22 protein-coding genes are annotated in these 26,125 nt (G+C 69.4%); 19 read left to right on the forward strand and 3 right to left on the reverse strand.

The genetic code is table 11. The features are described 5' to 3' along the window. Positions 1 to 311 precede the first annotated feature (311 nt). The 18 genes from wbaP (at position 312) to IV088_RS08085 (ending at position 23,753) form a co-directional block, all read left to right on the forward strand. Entirely contained in the window at positions 312 to 1,724 is a 1,413-nt protein-coding gene (gene wbaP / locus IV088_RS08000; RefSeq protein WP_367171576.1) for an undecaprenyl-phosphate galactose phosphotransferase WbaP, read from the forward strand. 78 nt (positions 1,725 to 1,802) lie between these two features. Then, on the forward strand, positions 1,803 to 3,287 hold the full coding sequence (locus IV088_RS08005) for a mannose-1-phosphate guanylyltransferase/mannose-6-phosphate isomerase (RefSeq protein ID WP_291100204.1): 1,485 nt from the start codon (positions 1,803 to 1,805) through the stop codon (positions 3,285 to 3,287). After that, the gene (locus tag IV088_RS08010; RefSeq protein WP_291100207.1) at positions 3,284 to 4,420 is read left to right on the forward strand and encodes a glycosyltransferase; all 1,137 of its coding nucleotides are present in this window, start codon (positions 3,284 to 3,286) and stop codon (positions 4,418 to 4,420) included. Before IV088_RS08005 ends, IV088_RS08010 begins: the two co-directional genes overlap by 4 nt. Positions 4,421 to 4,423: 3 nt before the next feature. Further along, positions 4,424 to 5,842 (forward strand): hypothetical protein, encoded by a 1,419-nt coding sequence (locus IV088_RS08015; protein WP_291100208.1) that lies wholly within the window; start codon positions 4,424 to 4,426, stop codon positions 5,840 to 5,842. Positions 5,843 to 5,969: 127 nt separating this feature from the next. After that, a complete protein-coding gene (locus IV088_RS08020) occupies positions 5,970 to 7,226 on the forward strand; it encodes an oligosaccharide flippase family protein (RefSeq protein WP_291100211.1) in 1,257 nt (418 codons plus the stop codon). A gap of 52 nt (positions 7,227 to 7,278) precedes the next feature. Next, positions 7,279 to 8,193: a glycosyltransferase family 2 protein gene (locus tag IV088_RS08025; protein ID WP_291100214.1), complete on the forward strand. Its 915-nt coding sequence runs from the start codon at positions 7,279 to 7,281 to the stop codon at positions 8,191 to 8,193. After that, positions 8,190 to 9,482, forward strand: a complete 1,293-nt coding sequence (locus IV088_RS08030; protein WP_291100216.1) for a glycosyltransferase family 4 protein — start codon at positions 8,190 to 8,192, stop codon at positions 9,480 to 9,482. The genes IV088_RS08025 and IV088_RS08030 overlap by 4 nt, the downstream gene beginning before the upstream one ends. After that, on the forward strand, positions 9,483 to 10,721 hold the full coding sequence (locus IV088_RS08035; RefSeq protein WP_291100219.1) for a polysaccharide pyruvyl transferase family protein: 1,239 nt from the start codon (positions 9,483 to 9,485) through the stop codon (positions 10,719 to 10,721). After that, a complete protein-coding gene (locus IV088_RS08040; protein WP_291100222.1) occupies positions 10,696 to 11,058 on the forward strand; it encodes a hypothetical protein in 363 nt (120 codons plus the stop codon). The genes IV088_RS08035 and IV088_RS08040 overlap by 26 nt, the downstream gene beginning before the upstream one ends. Next, a complete protein-coding gene (locus tag IV088_RS08045) occupies positions 11,055 to 12,728 on the forward strand; it encodes a hypothetical protein (RefSeq protein WP_291100225.1) in 1,674 nt (557 codons plus the stop codon). The genes IV088_RS08040 and IV088_RS08045 overlap by 4 nt, the downstream gene beginning before the upstream one ends. A gap of 168 nt (positions 12,729 to 12,896) precedes the next feature. Continuing rightward, positions 12,897 to 15,248 carry a polysaccharide biosynthesis tyrosine autokinase gene (locus IV088_RS08050; protein WP_291100228.1) on the forward strand — a complete coding sequence of 784 codons (2,352 nt, stop codon included), beginning with the start codon at positions 12,897 to 12,899 and terminating at the stop codon, positions 15,246 to 15,248. Positions 15,249 to 15,280: 32 nt separating this feature from the next. Further along, positions 15,281 to 16,426, forward strand: a complete 1,146-nt coding sequence (locus IV088_RS08055) for a J domain-containing protein (protein WP_291100230.1) — start codon at positions 15,281 to 15,283, stop codon at positions 16,424 to 16,426. Next, positions 16,423 to 17,601, forward strand: coding sequence for an acyltransferase (locus IV088_RS08060; RefSeq protein ID WP_291100233.1), 1,179 nt, complete (start codon positions 16,423 to 16,425; stop codon positions 17,599 to 17,601). The genes IV088_RS08055 and IV088_RS08060 overlap by 4 nt, the downstream gene beginning before the upstream one ends. Positions 17,602 to 17,679: 78 nt before the next feature. Continuing rightward, positions 17,680 to 18,666, forward strand: a complete 987-nt coding sequence (galE, locus tag IV088_RS08065) for a UDP-glucose 4-epimerase GalE (protein WP_291100236.1) — start codon at positions 17,680 to 17,682, stop codon at positions 18,664 to 18,666. 118 nt (positions 18,667 to 18,784) lie between these two features. Next, a complete protein-coding gene (locus tag IV088_RS08070; protein ID WP_291100239.1) occupies positions 18,785 to 19,960 on the forward strand; it encodes a DegT/DnrJ/EryC1/StrS aminotransferase family protein in 1,176 nt (391 codons plus the stop codon). Between the two features lie 69 nt (positions 19,961 to 20,029). Further along, positions 20,030 to 21,793 (forward strand): GMC family oxidoreductase, encoded by a 1,764-nt coding sequence (locus IV088_RS08075; RefSeq protein WP_291100242.1) that lies wholly within the window; start codon positions 20,030 to 20,032, stop codon positions 21,791 to 21,793. Continuing rightward, entirely contained in the window at positions 21,790 to 22,665 is an 876-nt protein-coding gene (locus IV088_RS08080) for a glycosyltransferase family 2 protein (RefSeq protein ID WP_291100245.1), read from the forward strand. The genes IV088_RS08075 and IV088_RS08080 overlap by 4 nt, the downstream gene beginning before the upstream one ends. Further along, positions 22,662 to 23,753 carry a glycosyltransferase family 1 protein gene (locus IV088_RS08085; protein ID WP_291100248.1) on the forward strand — a complete coding sequence of 364 codons (1,092 nt, stop codon included), beginning with the start codon at positions 22,662 to 22,664 and terminating at the stop codon, positions 23,751 to 23,753. The genes IV088_RS08080 and IV088_RS08085 overlap by 4 nt, the downstream gene beginning before the upstream one ends. Positions 23,754 to 23,804: 51 nt before the next feature. On the opposite strand, the gene IV088_RS08090 is transcribed toward IV088_RS08085, so the two are convergent. Further along, a complete protein-coding gene (locus tag IV088_RS08090) occupies positions 23,805 to 24,917 on the reverse strand; it encodes an MltA domain-containing protein (RefSeq protein WP_291100250.1) in 1,113 nt (370 codons plus the stop codon). A 34-nt stretch (positions 24,918 to 24,951) separates the two neighbouring features. On the opposite strand from IV088_RS08090, the gene IV088_RS08095 reads away from it, so the two are divergent. Continuing rightward, positions 24,952 to 25,089 carry a hypothetical protein gene (locus IV088_RS08095; RefSeq protein WP_291100252.1) on the forward strand — a complete coding sequence of 46 codons (138 nt, stop codon included), beginning with the start codon at positions 24,952 to 24,954 and terminating at the stop codon, positions 25,087 to 25,089. A gap of 3 nt (positions 25,090 to 25,092) precedes the next feature. Here IV088_RS08095 and IV088_RS08100 read toward each other — a convergent pair whose 3' ends face one another. Beyond that, the gene (locus IV088_RS08100) at positions 25,093 to 25,731 is read right to left on the reverse strand and encodes a response regulator (RefSeq protein WP_291100254.1); all 639 of its coding nucleotides are present in this window, start codon (positions 25,729 to 25,731) and stop codon (positions 25,093 to 25,095) included. A 15-nt stretch (positions 25,732 to 25,746) separates the two neighbouring features. Further along, the coding region (locus IV088_RS08105) for an ATP-binding protein (protein WP_291100257.1) at positions 25,747 to 26,125 on the reverse strand (379 nt) is incomplete at its 5' end.

Consider the following 26,125-nt stretch of genomic DNA (forward strand, 5'->3'; position numbering starts at 1 on the left):
GTGTTACTTAAGTTAGGTGTTGCAACGCAGCAAATGCACCCTTTTGGACTAATACTCGCCCCCTCTGTGCAGCACTCTGGCCTGAAGTTTGCTGAATGCTGGTTGAAATCCCACCGTCCCCCGGACCGTTGGTCAATGAGGTGCCCATGAACGCTCGTCCATCGCCTTTGTCACAGCTACCGTCGCCCCAGCCCTCCCCGGAGGGCAGCGGTGACACCGTCGTCTCGATGTACAACGAGAACGACCTCGCCCGCAGCCTCGCCCCCTGGGTCAGACACAGCTCACGCCAGCGCTGGGTGATGGCCCGGCTCATGCTCACCGACCTCAGCGTGCTGTGGTGCTGCTTCGTTGCGGGCCGCCTGCCGGTCTGGCTGCGCGGTGAGGCCACGCTGCCGGACGCCCTGAACGTCTGGTGGGCCGACAACGGCCAGCTCCGCCTCACGCTCTTCATGGCGATTGCGCTGGCCATGATCGGCTGGATGGGGGCTGTGCAAGGCCACTACACCGCCTACCGCCGAAAGCCCTGGTGGGACGAAGCGCGCCAGATCATCCAGGTGGTGCTGGCCGCCGCGCTCATCGACGCCATGATCATGTACAGCGCCCAATGGTCGCTGTCCCGGCTCTGGACCGGCGCCACCTGGGCGCTGGTCCTGGTGAGCCTGCCGCTGGCGCGCCTGGCCATCCGCAAACGCCTGCTGGCCCAGGGCATGCTGACCCAGCCCTACGTGCTGATCGGTCACCCCGACGACGTCGAGAAGGCCGCCACCGCCCTCGCCAGCGAGCCCCTACTGGGTTACAAGCCCGTCGCGGTGGTCTGCCCCCATCCGGGCGAGCGCCTGGTGGCGTTCAAGGGCGGGCCGGTGGTGGCGCCCACCGCGCTCACGCCGGCGGTGAGGGAGTTTCTCGCCCAGCCCGGCGCCTACCACCTGGTGGGGGTGCTCGGCATCCGGGACAACAACTGGCTGCGCGAGCTCTCGCAGGAACTCATGCTCACCCGCGACGACTTCGTGATGGTGCCCGCCCTGGGCGACCTGCCGATGTACGGCATGGAGGCGTCCCACCTCTTCAGCCACGACGTGCTGTTTCTGCGCGCCCGCAACAACCTCAACCGCGTGGGCCCCCAGATCCTCAAGCGGGCGCTGGACATCGTCGGTTCGGCCACGGCCCTGCTCGTGCTGTCGCCCCTGTTCGCCTACTTTGCCTGGAAGATCTCCCGCGATGGCGGCAGCCCCTTCTTCGGCCATGTGCGCGTCGGGCAGAAGGGCCGCCCCTTCAAGTGCTACAAGTTCAGGTCCATGGTGGTCAACGCCCAGGAAGAACTGAAGAAGCTGCTGGCCAACGACCCCGAAGCCCGGGCCGAATGGGAGCGGGACTTCAAGCTCAGGAACGACCCCCGCATCAGCAAGATCGGCGGCTTCCTCCGCCGCACCAGCCTGGACGAACTGCCCCAGCTCTGGAACGTGCTGACCGGCGAAATGAGCCTGGTCGGTCCCCGCCCCCTGATCCAGGACGAGCTGGCGCGCTACGGCAAGAACGTCACCTACTACCTGATGTCCCGGCCCGGGATGACCGGGCTCTGGCAGGTGAGCGGGCGCAGCGACGCCACCTACGTTTCCCGCATCCGTTTCGACGCCTGGTACGTGCGCAACTGGTCCCTCTGGTACGACCTCGTGATCATGTTGCGCACGGTGCGGGTGGTGCTCAAGCAAGAAGGCGCCGTCTAAGCCCGAGGCCACCGCCCGCCCGGCCGCCAGGCCTTGCGGGCGACATTGTTTTCAACCCACCTTATGCGGCACTGCAACATGATCACTCCCGTCATCCTCTGCGGCGGCTCCGGCACCCGCCTGTGGCCACTGAGCCGCAAAAGCTTTCCCAAGCAGTTCGTGCCGCTGATCGAGGGCAAGAGCCTGCTGCAGCTCACCCTGCAGCGGGTGGGTTCGCTCGGGCCCCAGCTCATGGTGGTCGCGTCCGAGGGCCACCGCTTCATGGTCGCCGACGCGCTGCAGGGGGTGCCCGCGGGCACCCAGGCCATCCTGGAACCGACCAGCCGCAACACGGCCGCGGCCATGGCCCTGGCCGCGCTGCAGGCCACCGACAACGGCCAGCCCGACGCGCTGCTGCTGTTCTGCCCGGCCGACCAGCACATCCCAGACACCGCCGCCTTCGCCCGCGCGGTGCAGGAAGGCGTGCCCTCGGCCGAGGGCGGCGCCATCGTCACGTTCGGCATCGTGCCGAGCTTCCCCAGCACCGCCTACGGCTACATCCAGCAAGGCCCGCTGCGCCCGGACGGCGCGCTGCAGGTGCAGCGCTTCATCGAGAAGCCGCAGGCCGAGGCCGCGCAGTCGCTGCTGCTGGGCGGCGGCGTGCTCTGGAACGCCGGCATCTTCCTCTGCCGCGCCAGCGTGCTGCTGCAGGCGCTGGAGCGCCACGCCCCCGACATCGTGGCCAGCTGCCGCAAGGCCCTGCCCGCGCCCCCGGCGGCCATGTCGCCACCGGCCCCGGGCGCCGCGCCGCAGTGGATCACCCCCACCGCCCCCGAATTCGCCGCCTGCCGTTCGCAGAGCATCGACTACGCCGTCATGGAGCACCACGACAACGTGGCCGTGGTGCCCTTTCCCGGCGCCTGGAGCGACGTGGGCAGCTGGAACGCCGTGGCCGACCTGAGCCCCGCCGACGCCGATGGCAACCGCGTGCAGGGCCAGGGGATGACCCACCTGGCGCGCAACACCTTCATCCACGCGCCCCACCGGCCGGTGGTCGCGCTCGGCACGCAGGACCTGCTGATCATCGACACGCCCGACGCGCTGCTCGTGGCCCACAAGGACTGTGTCGAGCAGGTCAAGGACATCGTGACGCGGCTGCAGGACCAGCAGTGCGCCGAGGCCCTCACCCACCGCAAGGTGGCGCGCCCCTGGGGCTGGTACGACAGCATCGACCTGGGTGAGCGTTTCCAGGTCAAGCGCATCGGCGTGAAACCCGGCGCCAGCCTGAGCCTGCAGATGCACCACCACCGCGCCGAACACTGGGTCGTCGTCAAGGGCACGGCCGAGGTCACGCGCGGCAAAGACACCTTCCTGCTCTCGGAGAACCAGTCCACCTACATCCCGGTGGGTGAACTGCACCGCCTGCACAACCCCGGCCGGATGGAACTGGAAATGATCGAGGTGCAGTCGGGCAGCTACCTGGGCGAAGACGACATCGTGCGCTTCGAAGACACCTACGGTCGCGCCACCGCGACCCGGGCCACACCGCCCGACACCCCGGTGCGGGCCGCCCTCAGCCGATGAAAGTCGCCATCGTTCACTACTGGTGGCTCAGCAACCGCGGCGGCGAGGCCGTGGTGGCCGCCATCGCCGAGCTCTACCCCGAGGCCGACCTGTATGTGCACGTGTGCGACGAGGCGCTGGTGCGAAAGACCCTGGGCGAGGGCTTCAAGGGCCTGGTCGTCACCACCTTCATCGCCCGCCTGCCGGGCGCGGCGAAGCACTACCAGAAGTACCTGCCCCTGATGCCGGTGGCGCTGGAGCAGCTGGACCTGTCCGCCTACGACCTGGTGATCAGCAGCGAGTCGGGGCCGGCCAAGGGCGTCATCACCCGGCCGGACGCGCTGCACGTCTGCTACTGCCACTCGCCCATGCGCTACGTGTGGGACATGTACCCCGCCTACCTCCAGGGCGCGGGCCGGGTCGTGCGCGCGCTGTTCCCGTGGGTGGCGCACTGGCTGCGTGTCTGGGACCGGGCCTCGGCCGACCGCGTGGACCATTTCGTCGCCAACTCCAGCTTCGTGGCCTCGCGCATCCGCAAGTTCTACCGGCGCGACGCCGAGGTGGTCTACCCGCCGGTGAACGTGACCTCGTTCGACCACCGCCGCGAGCGCGGCGACTTCTACCTCTGCCTGGGCCAGCTCGTGCCGTACAAGCGGGCCGACATGGTGGTGGAGGTGTTCAACCGGCTCGGGCTGCCCCTGGTGGTGATCGGCGAGGGCGAGCTGCTCGACCGCCTCAAGGCCATCGCCGCGCCCAACGTGCAGCTGATGGGGCGCCAGGCCTTCAGCGTGGTCAAGGACAAGCTCGAAACCTGCAAGGCCCTGGTGTTCCCGGGCCTGGAGGATTTCGGCATCGTGCCCGTGGAGGCCATGGCCAGCGGCGCCCCCGTGATCGCCTACGGCAAGGGCGGTGCGCTCGACACCATCGTGCACGGCAAGACCGGCATCCTGTTCGACGAGCAGAGCAACAGCGCCCTGGAAGCCGCGATTCGCGCATGTGAAGCCGGCCAGCACCGGTTCGACGTGGAGGCGCTGCGCGAACACGCGGCAGGCTTCGACAAGGCCATCTTCCAGCGCCGGTTCCTCGAGGCCGTGGCGCGTGCGATGGCGGCCCAGAGGGCCCCGCCACCGCAGCACGCCGAAGGATGGAGCTAGGCCATGGAGACCCTGGTCATCGGTCTGTTCTGGGTGCTGGCGGCGCAAGTGCTGATCGGCAAACCCCGCACGGGCCTCTGCATCTTTTTCGGGTCGCTCCCGTTCGGCGCGCTGGCGGTCATCCCCACCGCCCTGACCGGCGGCCTCACCCTGACACCGACCCCGATCATTGCCCTGCTCATCGGCGCCCGGCTGCTGCTGAACCGCCAGGACCGCAGCTCGCTGGCGGGCATCGCCCTGTCGAAAAACGGCACCGTGTACCTCTCGGTCTTCTGGATGATCGCCTGCGCGGCCACGCTGCTGATGCCCCGGATCTTCGAAAGCGAAGTGACGATCTTTCCCATCCGGTCGTCGGAAATGATCGTCGAGGAACTGCTGCACCCGACCACCCAGAATTTCTCCCAGCTGACCTACCTCTCGATCTCGGTGTTCGCGGTGTTCTGTTTCGTCCGTCTGACGCACAAGAACTTCAACGTCGCCGACCTGCTCGGGCCGATCCGGCTGGGCGCGCTCATCACCGTCGCCACGGGTGCCCTCGACTACGCCAGCAACTTCGTCAACCTGAACGCCCTCCTCGATCCGTTCCGGACCGCCTCGTACGCCCTGCTCACTTCCAACGAGGTGTTCGGCAACAAGCGCACCGTCGGGCTGATGCCGGAGGCCTCGTCCTATGGCTCGGTCTGCGTGTTCTTCCTGTCCCTGCTCTATTTCCTGCGCCTGGCCATTCACAAGGACCCGCTGGGCTACGCCAAGAACATCGGGCTGGTGTTCGCCCTGGTGCTGATGGCGCTGCTCTCCACGTCGTCGGCCGCCATCGTGTGCGTGGGCGTCTTCCTGGTGCTGGTGGTCGTGGACTGGCTCTGGAACGACGTGAGCCTCCGCAAGACCCCGCTCACGAAAACCGCGCTGCTGTGGTGCTGCGTGCTCTCGCTCGTGGCGCTGTTCCTGTCGTTCCAGCCCAGGCTGCTGAGTGAACTGTCCGACATCTTCAGCCACATGATTCTTTACAAGAAAGAGTCCCACTCGTACGAAGAACGGACGCTGTGGACCACCGTCAGCCTGCAGGCCCTGCAGGACACCTACGGGCTGGGCGTGGGCGTGGGGGGCACCCGCACCTCCAGCTTCCTGGCGGCCCTGTTCAGCAACACCGGCGTGCTGGGCGGGCTCTTTTTCATGGCCTTCCTGCTGAAGGCCCTGCTGGGCCGCTGGAGCTACTACCGTTCGCCGAGGTTCAGGTCGGTTCAGCGCGGGCTGTTCTTCGCCTTCATCCCGCCCTTTGTCAACCTGCTGCTGGTGGGCACGACGGCCGACTTCGGGTTGGCCCTGGCCTACCTGCTCGGGATCAAGCTGGGCCTGGTCTCCAGGTACCCGGCGCGCTCCAGCGAGCTGAAGCTGGAAGCCCTGCCACAGGGGGCGAGATGAGCGCCGCGCCGGGCCGTTCCCAAGCAAGCTCGCACCGCAGCCCGCAGGGCGAAGGTACTCCAGTGAGCGCCGCCCGGCCGTTCCGAAGGCGCTCAGCCCCGCAGTGCGCAGCACGGAGGGTCGTCCAGTGAGCGCCAACCCGGTCGCCACCCGGTCGTCGCTGGACTTCGCGTTCGTCTACGCGGCCTACTCCCTGCGCTACGTCTACCTGCTGGTGCTGATCCCGTTCTACGGGCGGATCCTGGGCATGGAGGGCTATGCCGTGATGCTGTCGGCGCTGTCCCTGATGAACCTCGCCTGGATCTTCAACAGCTGGGGGCTGCCGCCGGCCGGCACCCGCGCCATCGCGTCGTCGTCCGGCCACGCCGACATCTTTGGCGCGCAGTTCACCGCCCGGCTGTGGCTCGCCCTGCTGGTGATCCCGGGGGCCCTGATCGCCATCCACCTGTCGCCGATCCTGCTGGCCAACCGCTGGGCCGCCTACGCGGCCCTGGCCATGGGCGTGGTCTCGGCGTTCAACCTGGGCTGGTACTACACCGGCACCCACCGCCCGCGCACCACCGTCCGCCTGGAGGTGATCGGGTTCGTGTTCAATCTGTCGCTCATCCTGTCGCTGGTGCGCTCGCCGACGGATGCCGATCTGGCGATCTTCCTGATGCTGCTGTCCGCGCTCATGGTGACGGCCATCGCCTACTGGTCGTGCCGCGGTGAGTTCAGCCTGGACCGGCTCATTCAATGGCGCGCGGGCCTGCAGCTGATCCGGTCGTCGGGCTACCTGTTCCTGTACATCAGCAACGCGATTTTTGTCGGGGCGGCACTGACCTACCTGCTGGGCCTGTACGCCAGCGCGGACATGGTGGGGGCCTACGGCGCGGCGGACCGGCTGGTGGCGGCGGGCATCAGCATCATGACGCCCATGGGCCACATCTTCATCCCGAAGATCACCGCCCTGTTCAAGACCAGCCCCGACGGTGCGTACCGCCTGTCCCGAAAGATCGGGGCCCTGCTGCTGCTGGTGGCCACGCTGGGCGCGGCCGTCAGCCACGGGTTCGCCGCGCCCATCGTGTCGCTGATCTTCGGCCCCGGGTTCGAGGAAACCGCTGAACTGCTGAAGCTGCTGTCGGTGGTGTTCCCGATCAACGCCGCCATCATCGTGCTGGGCGCCTACCTGTTCATCCCCCAGCACCAGGAGCGCACGCTCGCCGCCGTGGTCATTGCCGGCTCGGCGATCGGCATCGGCTCGCTGGTGTTCATGGGCAACAGCCACCAGGCCATGGGGGCCGCCTACGCCCGGATCCTCGGGGACTCGATCACCCTGGTGCTGCTGCTGGTGTTGGCCTGGAAGAACGGCATCCTGCAGCGGTTCCTGTCTTTCCGCCGATGAGCCCCTCCACCGGCACCGTTTTCATTTGATACACAGACCTTCAGGAACCACCATGAATGCCTATGTCGTCATTGCCACCAAGGGGCGCGCTGCCATCGCCCGGGGGGTGCTGAGCTCGCTCCAGGAGCAGACCTGCCCGATCGAGCACATCCTCTTTGTCGGCAGCGAACCCGCCGACGTGGCCGGGCTGGACACCCACCCGCGGTACAGCGCCGCCACGGTGTCGGTGCTGCTGTCGGAGGCGGGCCTGACCAAACAGCGCAACGCCGGGCTGGAGCGGCTCGCCACCCTGACCCGGGGCGGCGACCCGGGCAGCTGGTTCGTGGCGTTTTTCGACGACGACTTCCGCCTCGCCCCCGACTGGCTGGCCCACTGCAGGGAGGCGTTCCTGAACGACCCGCAACTGGTCGGCGTGGGCGGCACGGTGGTCGCCGATGGCATCACGGGCGAGCCGATCACGGAATCACAGGCCCAGGACTTCATCGGGTCCCGCCTGCCGCCCATGAAACACACCTGGTCCGGCCCCCGCCGGGACGTGCCCGACCTCTACGGCTGCAACATGGCGTACCGCGGCACCGTGGCCGGCACCGACCGGTTCGATCCCGACCTGCCTTTTTACGGCTGGCTCGAAGACGTCGACTACTCGGTCAAGGCCAGCCAGAAGGGGGCCCTGCGGCTTATCCCCGAATGCCGGGGGGTGCACATGGGCACCTCGTCGGGCCGCACCAGCGGCGTGCGCTTCGGTTACTCCCAGATCGCCAACCCCCTGTACCTGATCAAGAAAAAGACCATCCCCCTCCAGAAAGGTTGCCGGACCCTGCTGCGCAACCTGCTGTCCAACGGCAAGAACACGCTGTTCCGCAACCAGTCCCGCGACTACACCGGGCGGCTGAAGGGCAACTTCATGGCCATCAAAGACCTGTTGCAGGGCCATTGCCACCCGACCCGGGTCAAGGGCATCCAGTGACCCACCCGCCCGCCACCCCGGACACCCTGAGCGACCCCGCCATGCCGCACCCGCTCCGCCTGGTCGTGCTCAACGACTTTTCTTCGGCCAAGGGCGGTGCGTCTTCGCTGGCCATCGCGAACGCCAACCTCATGGCGTCGATGGGCGTGCCCGTCACCTTCCTCTGCGGGGACCACCGCCCCGACGACGGCGCGCTGAATGCGGACGTCTCGCGCATCGGCCTCGATGGCGCGGCCATCGATCCGGCCCGGCCGCTGAACAACGCCATCAACGGCCTGTACAACGCCGCCGCACAGCGCTTCCTGGCGGACTGGATCGGCGCCCACGACACGCCCCACACCGTCTACCACCTGCACGGCTGGAGCAAGATTTTTTCGCCCTCGATTTTCAGGGCGCTCGCCCGGGTCTCCAGCCGCACCCTGGTGCACGCCCACGACTATTTCCCGGCGTGCCCCAATGGCGCGTTCATCAACTACCCGCAGATGAAGGAGTGCGAACTCCTGCCGACCCAGGTGGGCTGCCTGCTGTCCCACTGCGACCAGCGCAGCTACCCCCAGAAGCTGTGGCGCGTGGCGCGGCACCAGGTCAAGAACCACTGGTTCAACCTGAAAGACTCGAGCTTCAGGATCGCGCTGCCGCACGAGGCCATGCGTCCGTATTTCCTGCGCAGCGGCAGCCTGGACCACACGGTGCTCACCATCCCCAACCCGGTGGTGCCGTTCACCACCGACCGCATCCCGGCCGAAGCCAACGCCGAGTTCCTGTTCATCGGCCGACTGGTGCCCGAGAAGGGCGTCGACACCTTCCTCGCGGCCGCCCAGCGCGCCCGGGTGAAGGCCAAGGTCATTGGCGCCGGCCCCCTGCTCGACCCCCTGAAGGCGCAGTACCCCGACGTCGAATTCACCGGCTGGCAGGACCGGGACACCATCGGCGCGCACCTGCGCCACGCGCGCGCGGTCATCATGCCGTCGCGGCTGCGGGAAACCTTCGGACTGGTGGCGATCGAGTCCATCGCCAGCGGCATCCCGGTGGTGGTCTCGACCAGTTCGGCGGTGGCGGCGGACCTGGTCCGGATGAACGCAGGCATGACGGTTTCGCCGGACAATGTGGAACAGCTGGGCCAGCTCATGGGCCAGCTCAACACCTCCGACACGCTCGTGCGGACCATGAGCGACAACGGCCATGCCCACTGGCGGCAGGTGGCCAACACCACGGACAGCTGGGCCGGCGCCCTGCGGTCCCTCTATGGCGCGATGGCGGGTGAACCCAGCCACATCCGGACGCACTGAATGAACCAGCTCAAGGTCGGTATCCTGAACGTGGCGTACAGCCCCAACCTGGGCGACGGACTGATCGCGGAGTGCCTGCGCCACGGTCTGGCGTCGTCACCGGCCCAGCTCGATCCGCACTTCATCGACCTGGCGGGGCGGGAGAGTTTTTCGCAGGGCCTGCAGTCCAAGAAGCGCCTCAACGCCGTGCGCTCGATGCTGCCGGCGTTCGCCCTGGGCGTGGCCTCCCGGCTGTACCTGGCGCTGCTGGTGCGCTTTCGCCTGCGGCCGTTCTACCGCCGCAAGATGGCCGGGCTGGACGCCGTCATCCTGGGCGGCGGCAACCTGCTGGCGGACCAGGACCTGAATTTCCCGAAGAAGATCCACGGCGCGCTGATGGAGGCGGCCCGGCTGCGGCTGCCGGTGTACCTCTACGGCGTGGGGGTCTCCGACGACTGGTCACCCACCGGCCGCCAGCTGTTCCTGGAGGCCCTCGGCGCCTGCGATCTGCGCTTCATTGCCGTGCGGGACGCCCGCTCCGCCACGCTGCTGGCGCGCGCGCTCGGCCCGGCACAGCGCGACATCGTCACCGTGCTCGACCCCGGGGTGTTCGCGGCGCTCGCCCTGCCGCCGGTGGCCCAGGAGCCGCCCCCGCCCGACGGGGTGGCCCGCATCGGTGTGGGCGTGATGAGCCCGGGCGAGTTGCAGTACCACGGGCTGTCCTCGCTGGAAGACCATGTGCTCTTCACCTTCTACCTCGACCTGCTGGCCAACCTGGGCGCCCGCGGGGCCCAGGTCCGGCTCTTCACCAACGGCAGCCCCGAAGACCGCGCGTTCGCGCAGCGCCTGAGCCGCGCGTTCAACGAGGGCGACCCGGCCCGCGCGTGGTGGTCCGATGTGTCGGAGCGCATCCAGACGCCCACCGACCTCGTCAACGTCATCGGCGGCTGCACCGGCATCGTGGCCTTCCGCCTGCACGCCATCATTGCCGCGCTGGCCTGTGACAAGCCGTTCGTGGCGCTCGCCTGGGACAAGAAGGTCGGCGCCTTCCTGGACGAGGTGCAGCGCCCGGGGGCCCTGGCCGAGGTGTCGCCGTCGTCCGCCCCGTCGATCGTCGACCGGCTGCTGGCGACCCCGGCCGCGCCGGCCCCCCTGTCGTCCGACGCGTGCGCCCAGCGGTCTTTGCGCTCGGTGCACCGGCTGGCCGCCCTGATCGCCCCACCAAGGGAACCCCATGGCCCCCAAGAAGCCGCCGTCTAGAGCCTGGATGGGCACCCCCGTGCTGGCCGCCGGCGTGTCGGTGCTGGTGTTCTTCATGGCGCAGGTGGACATCATCCGGCCCGCCTACGCGCAATGGGACAAGGCCGCCCACTTCCTCTGCTTTCTGGCCACCTGGTGGGTGTTCCACCGGGTGCTGGGCATGGGTCGGGTGGTGGCGTTCCTGCTCGCGGCCGCGCTGGGCGCGTTCATCGAGGTGCACCAGATCGGGCAGCCCTCGTTCGATCCGTCGTGGTCTGACTTTTTCGCCGATCTGGCGGGCATCGCGGGCGCCTGGGCCCTGGCGCTGGCGTTCCCGGCGCGGAAGGGCGCACCATGAAACCCCTGGTGACGGTGCTGGCGGTGGGTGCCCTGGCAATGGTGTCGATGGCGGCGCTGTACGCGGACGGGCCCCGCTTCGGCGCGGGCGCGGCGTCGCTCCAGCCAACCGCGGCCCCCACGCCGCCCACCGCGGAGCAGGCCGCCGCCAACCCCTTTGGCGTCGCGTCCTCCGCCTCGTCCTCCCGGCGCCTGGCCAGCTGGATCGGGCCGGTGGCCGAGGCGGGCGTGGGCTGGGTGCGGGGCTTCAGCCCCACGCTGGATCCCTCCCAGGTGGCGCAGAGCGTGCCCGCGTCCATCCGCTTCAGCGGCATCCTGGAGTACCGGGACCCGGCCGACCCGGCGGCGTGGCAGCGGTACGTCCGGGACCGGGTCCAGACCTTCAAGCCCGTGACCCGCCACTGGGAAATCTGGAACGAGCCGCCCAACTTCACCCCGAACACGCCGCCCGAGGTCTACGGGCAGATGGTGGCCCTGGCCCACGACGCGGCCAAGGGCGTGGACCCGTCGGTGCAGGTGGGCCTGGCGGCCCAGAGCGTCAACCTCAACTACCTCGACCGCGCGCTGCTCTCCGGCGCCAAGGACAAGTTCGACTTCATCACCGTGCACCCCTACGAGACGGCCGGCCTGATCCCCCGCGGGTTCGAGGCCCAGTACATGGCCATCGTGCCGACCATCCGCAAGATGCTGCGCGCGCGCAACCCCGAGCGCGCCCAGGTGCCGGTGTATTTCACCGAGGTGGGGCAGCCCATCGACGCCCGGAACGACGAGACGGCGCAGGCCAGCCAGCTGCTGAAGGTCTACACCATGGGCCTGGCCCAGGGCGCGGCCCGGATTCACTGGTTCGAGCCCCTGGACGGCGACTCCGGCCCCTTCGGCCTGATCGGCCCCCAGGGCCCGCGCCCCGCCCACACGGCCCTGCGCTCGCTGATCACCCACCTCGGCCCGCAGCCGCGCTATGTGGGCTGGCTGTTGCTCGCCGACCAGCACCACGGGTTTCTCTTCGACGGCCCGCAGGGCCCGGTGCTGGTGGCCTGGAGCCAGCCCGGCACCACCGCGGCGGTGGCGCTCCCGGCCGGCAGCCGCGTGGTCGAGCCGCTGTCGGGCGGGGTGCAGGCGGCCAGCTCGCTGGCGCTGAACCCCGTGCCCGCCCTGGCCCTGCTGCCCCGGGACGCGGTCGCGTGGGTCCAGCTGGCGAGCGCCAACCAGGCCAGGCCCTTCCCCTGGAACGGCGACCACAGCGGCGCGAAGCGCATCGAATTCAGCGCCCCCGGCGGCCCGGCCGGCGAGCGCGGCCTGCACCTGGTTCAGGCGCCGGTGTGGCGCGACGTGGGCACCGAGCGGGTGCTCGACGCGGCGCCACGGGCGATCACCGCGTTCACGGTGGACCCCAACTTCCTGTCGTACACCTCCCAGCCGCTGCGCATCACCGCGGTGGTTCGGCGCAATTCGGCGACCGCGGCCGGCTTCAACCTGAAGTACGAAAGCCGCAGCGGCACCCGAAGCCTGGGCTGGAACACGGTGCCGGCGCAAGGCGAATGGAGCACCCTGAGCTGGCCCATCACCGACGCCCAGTTCGTGGGCAAGTTCGGGTACCACTTTTCTTTCGACTCGGACGCCACCCGGCACAGCAACTACAGCATCCGCAGCGTGTCGGTGAGCAAGGAGTGACGGCCATGCACCCACGGAACACGCGCTCCTGTCCTCCCCCGGGCTTCCTGGTGGCCCAGGCTTTGCCTGGTGCGGCCCGCCCGGTCCGGGGCCAACCTCGTCCAGCCCGGCAGCGCACCCGCTGCCGCCCTGATCCTTCCTGCTTCCGCTCTTAGAGCCCCCACTGCCATGCTGCCCAACACCCTCCCTCCCCACGGTCCGCCGCACACCACGGCGCTGGCCTTGCAGCAGGCGCGCATGCTGCAATCCGCCCAGCGCGCGCGCGAAGAGACCGATGCCGCGCCCAGCGACGACATCGACCTCAAGGAAATCTTCCGGGCCATCGCCAGACACAAATGGATGATCGCGGGCATCACCCTGCTGTGCCTGGCGGCCGCGGCGGTCTACACCCTGCGCATCACCCCGCTGTACCGCGCCACGACGCTGATCCAGATCGACCGCAGCGCCCAGAAGGTCGTGGGGTTCAACACCGAGGTGGAGCTCGATCAGGGCACCGCGTCCGACCAGCTGCAGCTGCGCACCCAGATCGAATTGCTCAAGAGCCGTTCCCTGGCCCTGCGCGTGATCGACGAGATGGGCCTGTACAAACCCGGTGAGGGCGAGGTGCCGTCGGACCCGGCGGCGCCCGCCGCGCCGGTGGCCACGCCCACCCCGCCGCCCGCCAACGACACCGGCTTCGTCGCGACGCTGACCCGGAACTTCCGCCAGCTGTTCAACCCGGCGGTGAAGGACGGGGAACGCCTCAGCCGCAACGAGACCATCAGCGCCTTCAACGACTCGGTCAACATCGAGCCCCTGCGCAGCTCGCGGCTGGTGGAGGTGCAGGTCATGAACAAGGATGGCGAGCTGGCGGCGCGCATCGCCAACCAGATCGCCCAGACCTTCATCGCGATGAACCTGGAGCGCAAGCTGGAGACCTCGGTCTATGCCCGGCAGTTTCTCGAAGAACAGATCCAGCTGACCAAGGCCAAGCTGGAGCAGAGCGAGCGGGTCATCAACCAGTACGCCAAACGCAACGAGATCCTCAACCTGGGCGACAAGACCAGCGCCACCACGCAGAACTACGTCGATTTCTCCGCCGCGCTGGCCAAGGCCGAGCAGGACCGGATGAAGGCCGAGGCGCAGTACGAGGAGGTGCGCGCGCGGCCCGAGAGCGCCCCCCGCGTGCTGGACAACCTGGCGGTCCAGGCCTACAAGGAGCAGCGCGCCCGGCTGGAGGCCGAGTACGCGAAAAACCTGGCGGTGTTCAAGCCCAACTTCCCGGCGATGCTGCAGGCCAAGTCGCAGATCGACGAACTGCAACGGCGCATCGACACCGAGGTGGAGACCATCCTGGCCTCGATCAAGGGCCAGTTCGACGCCGCCAAAAAGCAGGAAGCGCTGCTGCGCGCGCGCGTGGGCGCCTCGCGCGACGAGGTGCTGATGGTGCAGGACCGCAGCGTGGACCTGAACCTGCTCAAGCGCGAGCTCGACACCAACCGGCAGGTCTACGACAGCCTGTTGCAGCGCCTCAAGGAGGTGAGCGTCACGGGCGGCCTGAACACCAACAACATCTCGGTGGTGGACGCGGCGGAGTCCGCGCTGTTCCCCTTCCGGCCGCGCCCTTCGATCAACCTGGCCGTGGGGCTGATGATCGGCCTGCTGGCCGGCGTGCTGGCGGCCATCCTGCGCGAGCAGATGGACGACTCCATCAAGCACGAAGACGAGGTGGAGCGCCTGTTTGCCCTGCCGCTGCTGGGCTGGATTCCGGCGACCCGCAAACCCCGGGGCATGTCCATCGAGTCGCTGGGCCTGCTGGCCCACTCGGAGCCCCGCAGCGGGTTCTCGGAGGCCTACCGCTCCATGCGGACCGCGCTGCAGTTCTCCACCGCCGACGGCGCGCCGCGGCACCTCATGGTCACGAGCTGCGGCAAGAACGAAGGCAAAACCACCTCCGCCCTGGCGCTGGCCATCAACTTCGCGCAACTGGGCCAGCGGGTCCTGCTGATCGACGCCGACATGCGCCTGGCCTCGGTGCACAAGGCGCTGGGCCTGCCCAACGAGCGCGGTCTGTCCAACCTGCTCACGGGCGAAGCGCCCGCCGAAGAACTGATCCTCAAGACCGTGGTGCCGAACCTGGGTGTGCTGCTGGCCGGGCCCACGCCCCCCGACCCGGTGGAGCTGCTGATGGGCCCGGGGCTGCGCATGCTGCTCGACCGCGCCCAGGCGCTCGGCTTCACCCAGCTGATCATCGACGGGCCACCGCTGCTGGGCATCGCGGACGCCATCGTGCTGGGCAACCAGATCCAGCACATCGTGTTCGCCGTGAAGGCGTCCAGCACCAAGAAAAAAAGCATCAAGGACGCGCTGCGCCGCCTGCGCAACGCCGGGCTGGCGCCGATGGGCGTGGTGCTGACCCACGCACGCACCGAGCACACCAACGACGATGCCTTCGAGTCGTACTACGGTTACGGCCATGCGCCCGGCAAGACGGCGCCCGGCCTGCTGGGTGCGGCCAACGGCGCGCGTGCGCCGTCCTGAGCCCCGCGTCCTGACACCCCGCAGCACACCCCATGGCACACGCCCCGGCCCCCCTCGCGGCGAACCCGCGCCCCGGCGGCGTGCTGGCGGCCCTGCTGGATTTCGAGCGGGCGCCGGGCCGCTACCCGGTGGCGCGGCGCGAGCCCGCCCTGCTGTTCGACGGGGTGGGCACGGTGCTGCGGCTGGCCACGGACCGGGCGGTCGACGGGCTGGACTCCGGGGGGAGCGTCTCCGCGCTGCGCGCCCGGCAGGCGGCGCGGTTTTTCGTGCGCAACGTGATGCTGCGCCCCGGCGCGGACCACTACACCCTGCTGGGGCTGACCCCGGATTCGGCCCCCGAGCTGCAGCGCGCTCACTACCGGATGATGATCCGGCTGGCCCACCCGGACTTCGCCTCGGCGGACGAGACCTGGCCGGCCGACGCGGCGTCCCGCATCAACTTCGCCAACGACGTGTTGTCCTCACCGGTGCAGCGCCTGCGGTACAACGCCACCCTGGCGCCGGAGCCGACGCCGTCGGCGCCCCTCAAGGCCATCCCCGCCCCCCAGGGCACGCCCCGGGAATGGGGCGGTGAGGGCCGCCTGTCCCGCCTGCTGTCCCGCCTGCTGACCCGGCGCGGCACGCACGCGACGGTCACGGTCCTGCTGCTGGCGGGCGTCGGCTGGTTGTTCATCGACACCGAACACCCGGGCGCGTCGCTGACGGTCAAACGGGCGGCAGCGCCCACGGCAGCGTTGTCCCCGGCCGAGATCCACACACCGCAAGGCATGAGGCTGCTGCTCGACACCGCCACCCATTCGACCGCACAGGACACAGCCCCCACGACGATCCGCCTGGAAGACGTGCAACCCACGATGGACCAGGTGCTCGGTGCCCTGCGCTCGGGCCGGGGCGAAACGGTGCTGCAGGTGCTGAACCAGGAATGGCGCAGCCACCCGTCGACCACGCGTTTCGTGGGCGACTTCAACCAGCGGCTGGCGGGACGCACCGTGAGGGGCCTGGACGAAGTGAAGAGCAGCGGATCCAGCGCGGCTGGCCTGTTCGTGGTGGACAGCGCCATCGACTTTCGCTTGCAGAACGCCTTGCAACAGGACGAGACGCTGCGGCTGAACCTGAAGGCGGTCTTCCTGGCGCACGACGGCGCGCCCGTGTTGACCCGGTTGGTGGCCCAGCCATGAACACGCTACGCCCCGGCGCCCTGGGCCCCACCCCCGCGACCGCCCCTTCGGTGGCGTCAGCCACCGCCATGGGCCATGTGTACGGCATTGATCTGCTGCGCTTCCTGGCCTCCCTGGCGGTGGTCCTGTTTCATTTCAAGTCGTTTGGCGTCGGTGCGCCGGAGCACCGGGCCACCGGGTCAGACGTCGCCTTTGATTTCTTGCCCGACTGGGCGGCCAGTGGCTGGATCGGCGTGCAGCTCTTTTTCGTGCTGTCGGGCTATGTGATTGCCCAGTCGGCGATCGGTGTCTCCTGGCACGGCTTCTTCATCAAGCGCGCCATTCGCATCCTGCCGGTGCTCTGGATCTACGCCACCATGGCCTTGCTCGTCCGGGTGGCATCGGGAGAGTCCACTCTAGAGAGGCTGCTGGACTGGCTTCGAACCATGGTGCTCTCACCCAAAGGCCCCTACATCGACGGGGTGGTCTGGACTCTGGTGATCGAAGCCATCTTCTATGCGGTCATTGGCCTGTCGATCGTGGTCCGGCAGCGCCGTGGCGGCACGGCACTGGCGTCGCTGGATCACCTGGCGCTTCTGCTGGGCTCGGTCAGCGGACTGTTCCTGGTGTTTTGCAGCGTGGCGGCCGCCATGGGCCTTCAATTCGCCACGCCGCTGGACTGGTTTGGCTACAAGCTCCTGCTGCTGCATCACGGCGTCTACTTTGCCCTGGGCATGACCCTCTTTTCAGTGACGCACCGCCAGGCAACGGCCGCGAAGGTGGCCGCCATGGCGCTGCTGGTGCTGTTGTGCCTGCTTGAAATCCGGCTCAAGGCGGACACAGACCGTGACATGGTGATCGCCGCGGCCATCTGGCTCTTCATGCTGGCCTGGCTGGTCCTGTCCATCACACTCCGCCCCCCGATCGCACGGCCCCGCATCAGGGGTGTTTTCACCACCCTGGGCAAGCTGTCGTACCCCATGTACCTCGGGCACTTCGTTTTGGGGATGTACCTTGTTCCCAAGCTTGCCCTGATCATCGAAGATCGACCGCTGCTGTTGGCGGCGTGCCTGCTGTTCATCACGTCGCTGGCCCTGTTGATTGCCCACGGCCCGGAGCCCTGGGGGCAGCAGAAACTGAGGTCCCTGTTTCAACGCATGGTGCCGGCCCGGCCCGCCAAGCAGCCGGCCGTTTAGCCAGATGGCCCCCATTCCATCATTGACAACCCCGCCAACTGAACGCCACTGGCAACAGATCCACCCATGGGAGAACACATGAACATCCTGGTCGTCGGCGGAGCCGGCTACATCGGCTCGCACATGGTCAAGCACCTGGCCCTGAAGGGCTGCGAGGTGACCACCCTCGACAACCTGGTCGGGGGCTTTCGCGACGCGGTGCTGCACGGCACGTTCGTCGAGGGGGACATCGCCGATCAGGCGCTGCTCGACGGGTTGTTTCGGACCCGGCGCTTCGACGCCGTGATGCACTTCGCCTCGCACATCCAGGTGGGCGAGTCGGTGCAGGACCCAGGCAAGTACTACCGGAACAACGTGGTGAACACGCTGACCCTGCTCGACGCGATGCGGCACGCGGGGGTGATGCGTTTCATCTTTTCATCGACCGCGGCGATCTTCGGCGAGCCGCAGAGCGAACGCATCGACGAAGACCACCGCCAGCAGCCGATCAACCCCTACGGCCGCAGCAAGCTGATGGTGGAGCAGGCGCTGGCCGACTACGACCGCGCGTACGGATTGCGCTCGGTGTGCCTGCGCTACTTCAACGCCGCGGGGGCGGACCCCGAAGGGCAGCTGGGCGAGCGGCACGAGCCCGAGACGCACCTGATCCCCCTGGTGCTGCAGGCCGCGTCGGGCCGCCGCACCCACATCTCGGTGTTCGGGCAGGACTACGACACGCCGGACGGCACCTGCATCCGCGATTACGTGCACATCCACGACCTGTGCGAGGCGCATGGGCTCGCCCTGCAGAGCCTGATGGCCGGCGACCCCAGCCAGGCCTACAACCTGGGCAACGGCCATGGCTTCTCGGTGAACGAGGTCATCGAGGCCGCGCGGCGGGTGACCGGACGCGACATCGCGGTGCAGTACGCACCGCGCCGCCCGGGCGACCCGGCCCGCCTCGTGGCCGACTCGACGCTGGCCCAGCGGCGCCTGGACTGGCGGCCGCAGTACGCGGCGCTGGACACGCTGGTGGAACACGCCTGGCAATGGGAGCGCCAGGGCGTGCCGCTCCAGAACGCCTGACGCCATGGCACACCGTCGCGCCATCGCTGGACCGAGGAACCTGGCCTTGCGGCCGGTGACCCGTGGCCACGCCGGCGCGCGCCGGCCTGGCCACGGCCTGTGCGGAAGGGTGGTCTGAATGCCCGCAGTGGGAATCCGGGAACTGGCGAACCTGAGCATGGTCATCGCCCGCGGTGAGTTGCTGCGTTATGCGCGCGGCAAGGACGGGTACACCGCGCGGTTTGAAGACAGGCTGGCCCGGCTGATCGGCGTCCGGCACGTGCTCACGGTCAACAGCGGCTCCAACGCGCTGATCACCGCCATGGCGGCCGCGGGCATCGGGCCCGGCGACGAGGTGCTGGTGCCCGCCTACACCTGGGTGGCCACGGCACTCGCCCCGCTGGCCGTCGGCGCCGTGCCGGTGCTGGTGAACATCGACGCGTCGCTGACCATCGACCCGCAGGACATCGAACGCCAGATCACGCCGTTCACCAAGGCCATCGTTCCGGTCCACATGCAGAACGTGGTGTGCGACATGGACGCGATCATGGCGATCGCCCGGCGGCACAAGCTGCTGGTGATCGAAGACGCCTGTCAGGCCGTCGGCCTTCGGTACAAGGGGCGCCGGGTCGGGGGCATCGGCGACCTGGGGGTGTTCAGCTTCAACCACCACAAGAACATCACGGCGGGCGAGGGCGGCGCCGTGCTGACGAACGACGACCGCTACTTTGAGCGCGCCCGGATGTTCCACGACCCCGGCGCCTTCATCCGCCAGCACGCACCGACCGACGAGCCCCTGTTCTCAGGCCTGAACTGCCGCGTGTCCGAGCTGACCGGCGCGGTGCTGCACGCGCAGCTGGGCCGCCTGGACCCCCTGCTGAAGACCTTGCACGCCCGGTACCCCGGCGTCGCGGACCTCTTTGCCGGTCGTCCCCATTGCCGGCCGTCGCCGCACCACAGCCCCGAGGACGCCGTGGCGCTGAGCGTGCTCTTCGACGACCCGGAGGAAGCGCGGATCTTCGGCCAGACCCGGGGCGCCGGGCGGCTGATCGACACCGGCCGGCATGTGTTCACCAACTGGGAAGCGGTGCTGTGCAAGCGGTCGTTTCACGAGCGGATGAACCCGCACCAGTGGGCCCACCGGGACATCACCTACCGCGTCGAGGACTACCAGGCGACGCTGGACATTCTCAGCCGGACCTGCAGGGTGTCGCTGGGCGCGCAGTACCCGGCGCCGGTGATGCTGCTGCAGAAGCGGACGCTGCGGGCGGCGATCGCCCGCCTGTCCGCACAGAGGGATGGGGCACCGGCATGACACGGGGCTTGCACCACGGCCGCAGCGCCCGCCCGCTCCCCCTGACCTGGCCGAACGGCGGTGGCTGACATGTCCGCTCCCTTGCCCATCGAAGACCTCGCCAGCCTCGGCGACGCCCGCATCGAGCGCTGCGACGTCCTGATCGTCGGCGGCGGCCCGGCGGGCCTGAGCGTCGCGCGCGGGCTGGCCGAGGCCGGCCGCAGCAGCCTGGTGCTGGAGAGCGGCGGGCTGGCGGAGCAGGACAGCACCGAAGCGCTCAACGAGACGCTGAGCGAGGCAGGCATCTGGTCGCCGCGTCAGGCCGCCAAGCGGCAAATGTTCCACGCGCACCAAACCCGGATGTGGGCGCACGACCGGCAAGGCTACGGCGTGCGTTGCCGCGCGCTGGGCGGCTCGACGGTGGCCTGGGCGGGCAAATCCGCCGCGTTCAGCGAACTGGACTACGCGGTGCGCCCCTGGGTGCCGGACAGCGGCTGGCCCGTGACGGCGGCCGACCTGGCGCCCCACCTGGACAAGGCCGCGGGCGCGCTCAATCTCGGCCTCAACTGTTATGACGGCCGCCTGTGGGAGCACCTGCGCCGCGCGCCCCCCGCGCCGCACCCGGACCCCGCGGTGCTGGGCTCCTTTTTCTGGCAGTTCGCCCGCTCGACCATCGACCCGACGGATGTCCTGCGGGCCGGCGCCGAATTCACCAAGGCCGCACCGAGGGGGTGCCGCGTCCTCACCGGCGCCACCGTGCTGGAGGTCCTGACCGATGCATCGGGCGAGCGCGCCTGCGCGGTGCTGGTCGCGGACGCCTCGGGCGCGCGGAGGATCATCGAGGCGCGGACCATCGTGCTGGCGGCCAGTGCGATCGAGAACGCGCGGCTGCTGCTGAATTCGCGGTCCCGACATGCCGCCGGGCTGGGCAATGACCGGGACCTGGTCGGACGGTACCTGCTGGACCACCCCAGCGCGAGGCTCGCCAGCTTCAGCCCGGGCGCGATCCCCGCCATGTCCCGGCTCTACGGCTTCTACGGCCTGCGGGGCCACCGGGGCGTGAGCATGTACATGCACGGCCTGACGCCGACGGCCAGCGTCCAGGCCGCCGAGGGCCTGCTGAACTGCGCGGCCTACACCATGGGCGAACGCGCGCCGGACGACCCTTGGAGCGCGGTCAGGCGGATCGTCCAACGCCAGAGCGGGGACTACCTGTCGGACGCCCGCGCCATCCTCAAATCCCCCGGGATCATGGCCAAGGGGCTGGCGCGCCTGGCCTTTCAGAGCCACCGGTTTCCGAAGGCCTGGTCGCGCTTCGCGGTCCACCAGGTCCTGCGGTTCCGGCCGGGCCTTGCCGTGGAGGAATACCTGACACGGGGCGTGCCGCACAAGCTGGTGGGCCTGTCCATCGACGCCATCTGCGAGCAGGCACCGGACCGGGACAACCGCATCCAGCTGTCGCCCAAGCAAGACCGTTTCGGCATGCCGCTGCCGGTGGCGCGCTGGCGCATCGGCGAGCTGGAGATCCGCACCCTGACCCGGCTCGCCGACATCCTGCAGCGGGAGTTCGGCAAGGCGGGCCTGCCGTTGCCGGTGATCGCGGACTGGATTGCCGATCGCGACGCCCGCGGCGCCGACATCATCGACATGGGCCATTCGGCCGGGACCACGCGCATGGCGTCCGACCCGGGCCGGGGCGTGGTGGACGCCGATGGCAAGGTGCATGGCGTCGAAGGCCTGTACATCGCCGGGGCGTCCATCTTCCCGACCTGCGGTCACGCCAATCCGACGCTCATGATCATGGCGTTTGCCTACCGGCTGGCCGACCACCTGACGCAACGGCGCCCACCATGAACGTCGGCGTCATCATTGCCTCCCTGGGTCGCCCCGACAGCGTCGGTGTGCTGCTGGACCGGCTGGCCGGGCAGACGCAATGGCCCTCGCAGGTGATCCTGTCGATGGAAAGCCCGGCCGATGCGCCGCCGGCGAAGGACTACCCGTTCGAGGTCGAGCACCTCTTCGGGCCGCGCGGCTCCTGCGTGCAGCGCAACCGCGGCCTCGACCGGCTGCGCCCGGACAATGGGGCCGTGGTGTTCTACGACGACGACTTCATCCCCTCCCGCTTCGCCATCGCCGGCATCGCGCGGTTCTTCGCGCGTCATCCCGACGTGGCCGGCGCGCACGGCCTGGTGCTGGCCGACGGGATCAACGGCCCCGGGATTGCCCCCGAGGACGCGCGGCGCATCGTGGACACCGCCGACACGGCGGGGGACACGGAAGCGACCGCCATCCTTGCGCGGACCCACGGGCTCTACGGCTGCAACATGGCCTACCGTGTCTCGGTGATCGCGGGGGTGCGGTTTGACGAAAACCTGCCGCTCTACGCCTGGCTGGAGGACCTGGATTTTGGTGGCCGCGTCGCGGGCCCGCTGGTGCACACGGACGCCTTTCAGGGCGTGCACTGCGGGGAGAAGCGGGGGCGCGAAAAAAGCGGGCGGCGGCTGGGGTACAGCCAGGTCTGCAACCCGGTGTACCTGCTGCGCAAGGCCACGCTGCCGCGCCAGATCGCCGTGTGGATGATCCTGCGCAACCTGCTCGCCAACCACGCCAGGCTGTTCCGCCCGGAGCCCTGGATCGACCGCCAGGGGCGCGCCGCCGGGAACTGGCTGGCCATCCGGGACGTCCTGCGGGGGCGCGTCGATCCCCGCCGGATCCTTGAGCTGTGAACACGGGTGCCCCGTCCGGGGTCGTGATCAACGGCAAGTTCCTGTCGGCCGCGCCGACCGCCGTGCACCGCGTGGCCTACGAACTGACGCGGGCCCTGGGCGAGCTGCCACACCACCCGGACGTCTCGATCGCCGTGCCACCGGGGACGCGGCTGGCGTGGCCGGCACCGAACCTGCCGATCAGGGTCGTGGGCCACCTGCGCGGCATCGCCTGGGAACAACTGTGCCTGCCCGGGGCCGCGCGCGGGCAGCTCCTGGTCAGCTTCTGCAACATGACCCCGTTCAGGGTGCGCTCGGGCCTGACCATGGTGCACGACGCGCAGGTGTTCACCACGCCGCGCTCGTACGGGCAGGTGCGCAGCGCCTGGGCACGGCTGCACATCCGGCTGGCGGGCTCCGCTCAGCTGGGCCTGCTCACGGTGTCCGAGTTCGCGAAGCGTGAACTGATCTCGCTGGGCATCGCCCCGGCCGAGCGCATCCACGTCATCCACAACGGGGTCGATCACGTGCTGCGCATCCCCCGGGACGACGCGGTCCTGACCCGCCTCGGCCTGACCCCGAGGCGCTATGCGCTGTCGCTGGCCAACCTGCAGCCGCACAAGAACATCGGCCTGCTGCTGCAGGCCTTTGCCCGCCCGGGGCTGGCGGGGTTGCCGCTGGTGCTGACCGGGCGCGCCAGGGCCGCGGATTTTGCGGCGGCAGGCTTTCCCCTGCCCGCCAACACCGTGTTCGCCGGCTACGTGAGCGAGGGCGAGATGGGCAGCCTGCAGGCCCATGCGCTGGCCGTCTGCACACCCTCGCTGACCGAGGGTTTCGGCCTGCCGCCGGTCGAGGGCTTGTTGCTGGGCACACCCGCCCTGATCGCGCCCTGCGGCGCGCTGCCCGAGGTCTGCGGACCGGGCGCGCTGAAGGTCGATCCGCACGACCCGGCGGCCTGGGAAGCCGCGCTGCTGCGCTTGCGGGACGACCCGGCGCTGTGGCAGGGGCTGTCGGACGCCGGGCGCGCTTTTGCCGCGCGCTTCACCTGGGACGCGGCCGCCCGCAAACTGGTCAACGTGATCGCGCAGGTGACGGCCGGGCGAACCTGAGCACGGGATCGCCGGGGTTCACAGGGCCGGTGGCCCGGCCCGGCCACCGCTTCAGCGCGGCCAGAGCACCCACATCTGCAGCGGCTGCTTGAGCCGCGAGGCGAGCTGGTAGGGCGCGTCGCCCCAGCCGCCCCAGCCGGTGAACAGGTCGGCCCGCACCGCGCCGACGATGGCGCCCCCGGTGTCCTGCGCCATCACCAGCCGCTGCTGGTTGTAGACCACGCCGCGCGAGGCGATCCAGACCGGCGTGCCGTAGGGAATGCTCAGCGGATCGACCGCGATGGAGCGCCCGGGCGTGAGCGGCACCCCCTGGGCGCCGCGCGGGCCGAAGCGCGCGTCCAGCTCGGAGAGCTTCACCTCCTTGAAAAAGACCGTGCGCGGGTTGCTCCAGAGCATCTCGTTGAGCCGGCCCGGGTTGTTGGCGGCCCAGGCCTTGATGCCGTCCCAGCTGGCTTCGCGGATGGCGCGCTGGTCGAGCAGCCATTTGCCCACGCTCTGGTAGGGGTGGCCGTTGTGCGCCGCGAAGGCCACGCGCACGGTGCTCACGGTGGCGTCCGGCTCCTTGAACTGCAGGCGCCCCGAGCCCTGGATCTGCAGGATCAGCGCGTCGATCGGATCGGCGAGCCAGGCGATCACGCGGCCCCTGAGCGCGGCCTGGGCGGCGGGCAGGGTGTCGATCTCCTGGCGGCTGTACCAGGGCTGCCCGGCCGGCAGGCCGGGCGGCGGCGCGTACAGCGGCGTGCGGTGGATGAAGGTGGGCACGCGGCTGGCGGCCATGATGGGCTCGTAGTACCCGGTGATCAGGCCCTGGGGCGTGGTGCCGTCGGGCTCGACCACGCGGTAAGGCTGGAAGCGGCTTTCGATCCAGGCCTGCTGTTCGGCGGTGCCGGCCATGGTGAGCGGGCGCATCTCGGCGCACAGCGCCGCGTGCATCGGCGCCGGCCGCTCGCAGCCACGCGCCCAGGCGCCCCAGACCTCGTGCAGGCTGTCCAGCCCCCAGCCCGGCAGCTCGGCCCAGCGCACCGGCAGCCAGCGGCTGGCCTGGCGCTGGATGAGCGGCGGCAGCGGCACCTCGTCGGCCGAAGAAGCCACTGGCGCGGGTGTGGAACCGGTGGGCGGCACGCTGGTGCACGCGGCCAGGCTGCCTACAATCAGGGCCGCCATCCACCGCCACCCCACCCCACGGCCCCAAAGACCCATGACCTTGTTGTTGCTCGAAGCGCTGGCTGCGCTGGTGTTGTTGGTGTTCATTGTGTGGTGGACCATGTTTTCAGGCCGGAAAAACGGCGAGCTGCCCGAAGAAAAAAAGGCCGAACGGCCCGACACCCGCGACTGAGGCTCAACGCCCGCCCACCTCGCGCAGCGCGTTGGCCAGCTCCACCGCCGACTTCACGCCCATCTTGTCGAACACGCGCGAGCGGTGGACCTCGACCGTGCGCACGCTGATGTTGAGCCGGTCGGCGACCAGCTTGTTGGGCAGACCCTCGATCACGAGGTGCATCACGTCGCGCTCGCGCTCGGTGAGCCCGTCGAGCCGCTGCTGAACCCCGAGCCGCTGCTTGCGGCTGGCCAGCACCTGCGCCGACAGCTGCAGCGCCTGCTCGACACGGTCGACCAGCGCGTTGTCGGAGAACGGTTTTTCGCAGAAATCGAAGGCCCCGCGCTTGACCGCATCGACCGCGGTCGGCACGTCGGCGTGGCCGGAGAGAAAGATGACCGGCAGCGCGGATTGCCAGGGCAGCGTGAGCAGGTGCTCGAACAGCGCGAGGCCGCTGGTGCCGGGCATGCGCACGTCGAGCAGCAGGCAGCAGGGCACGCCGGGCTCTCCGCTCCAGCGCGAGATCTCGGTGAGGAAGTCGTCGGCGCTCTCGTAGCCTTCGCTGAGCAGGCGGCGCGTGCGCAGCAACCAGGCCAGCGCCTCGCGCACGCCCTTGTCGTCGTCCACGATGAACACCTTGGCGTCGGGGTGTTGGGTCATGGGCGGGATGATAGTTCAGGCCCCCGGCAGCGTGAACCGGAACACCGTGCCGCGCGGCTGCGCCGGCTCGTGGGTCAGCGCGCCGCCGTGCTGCTCGATCACCGTGCGGCACAGCGAGAGGCCCAGGCCCATGCCCTCGGCTTTGGTGGTGAAGAAGGGTGTGAAGAGCTTGTCGCGCACCTCGTCGCTCAGGCCACGGCCGTGGTCGGTGACGGCGAACTCGACCCATACCTTGCGCGGCGGGTCTTCCTCGCCCGAGTGCAGCCGCGACTGCCCGACCGACAGCGTGAGCACGCGCCGCCCCGAGGCGGTCGGCGGGTCGCCTTCGGGCATGGCCTGCATGCCGTTGCGCGCCAGGTTGAGCAGCACCTGCTCGACCATGGTGCGGTCGCAC

Origin of the sequence: Hydrogenophaga sp., from assembly GCF_018780075.1 — a bacterium.
Classification (GTDB): domain Bacteria; phylum Pseudomonadota; class Gammaproteobacteria; order Burkholderiales; family Burkholderiaceae_C; genus Hydrogenophaga.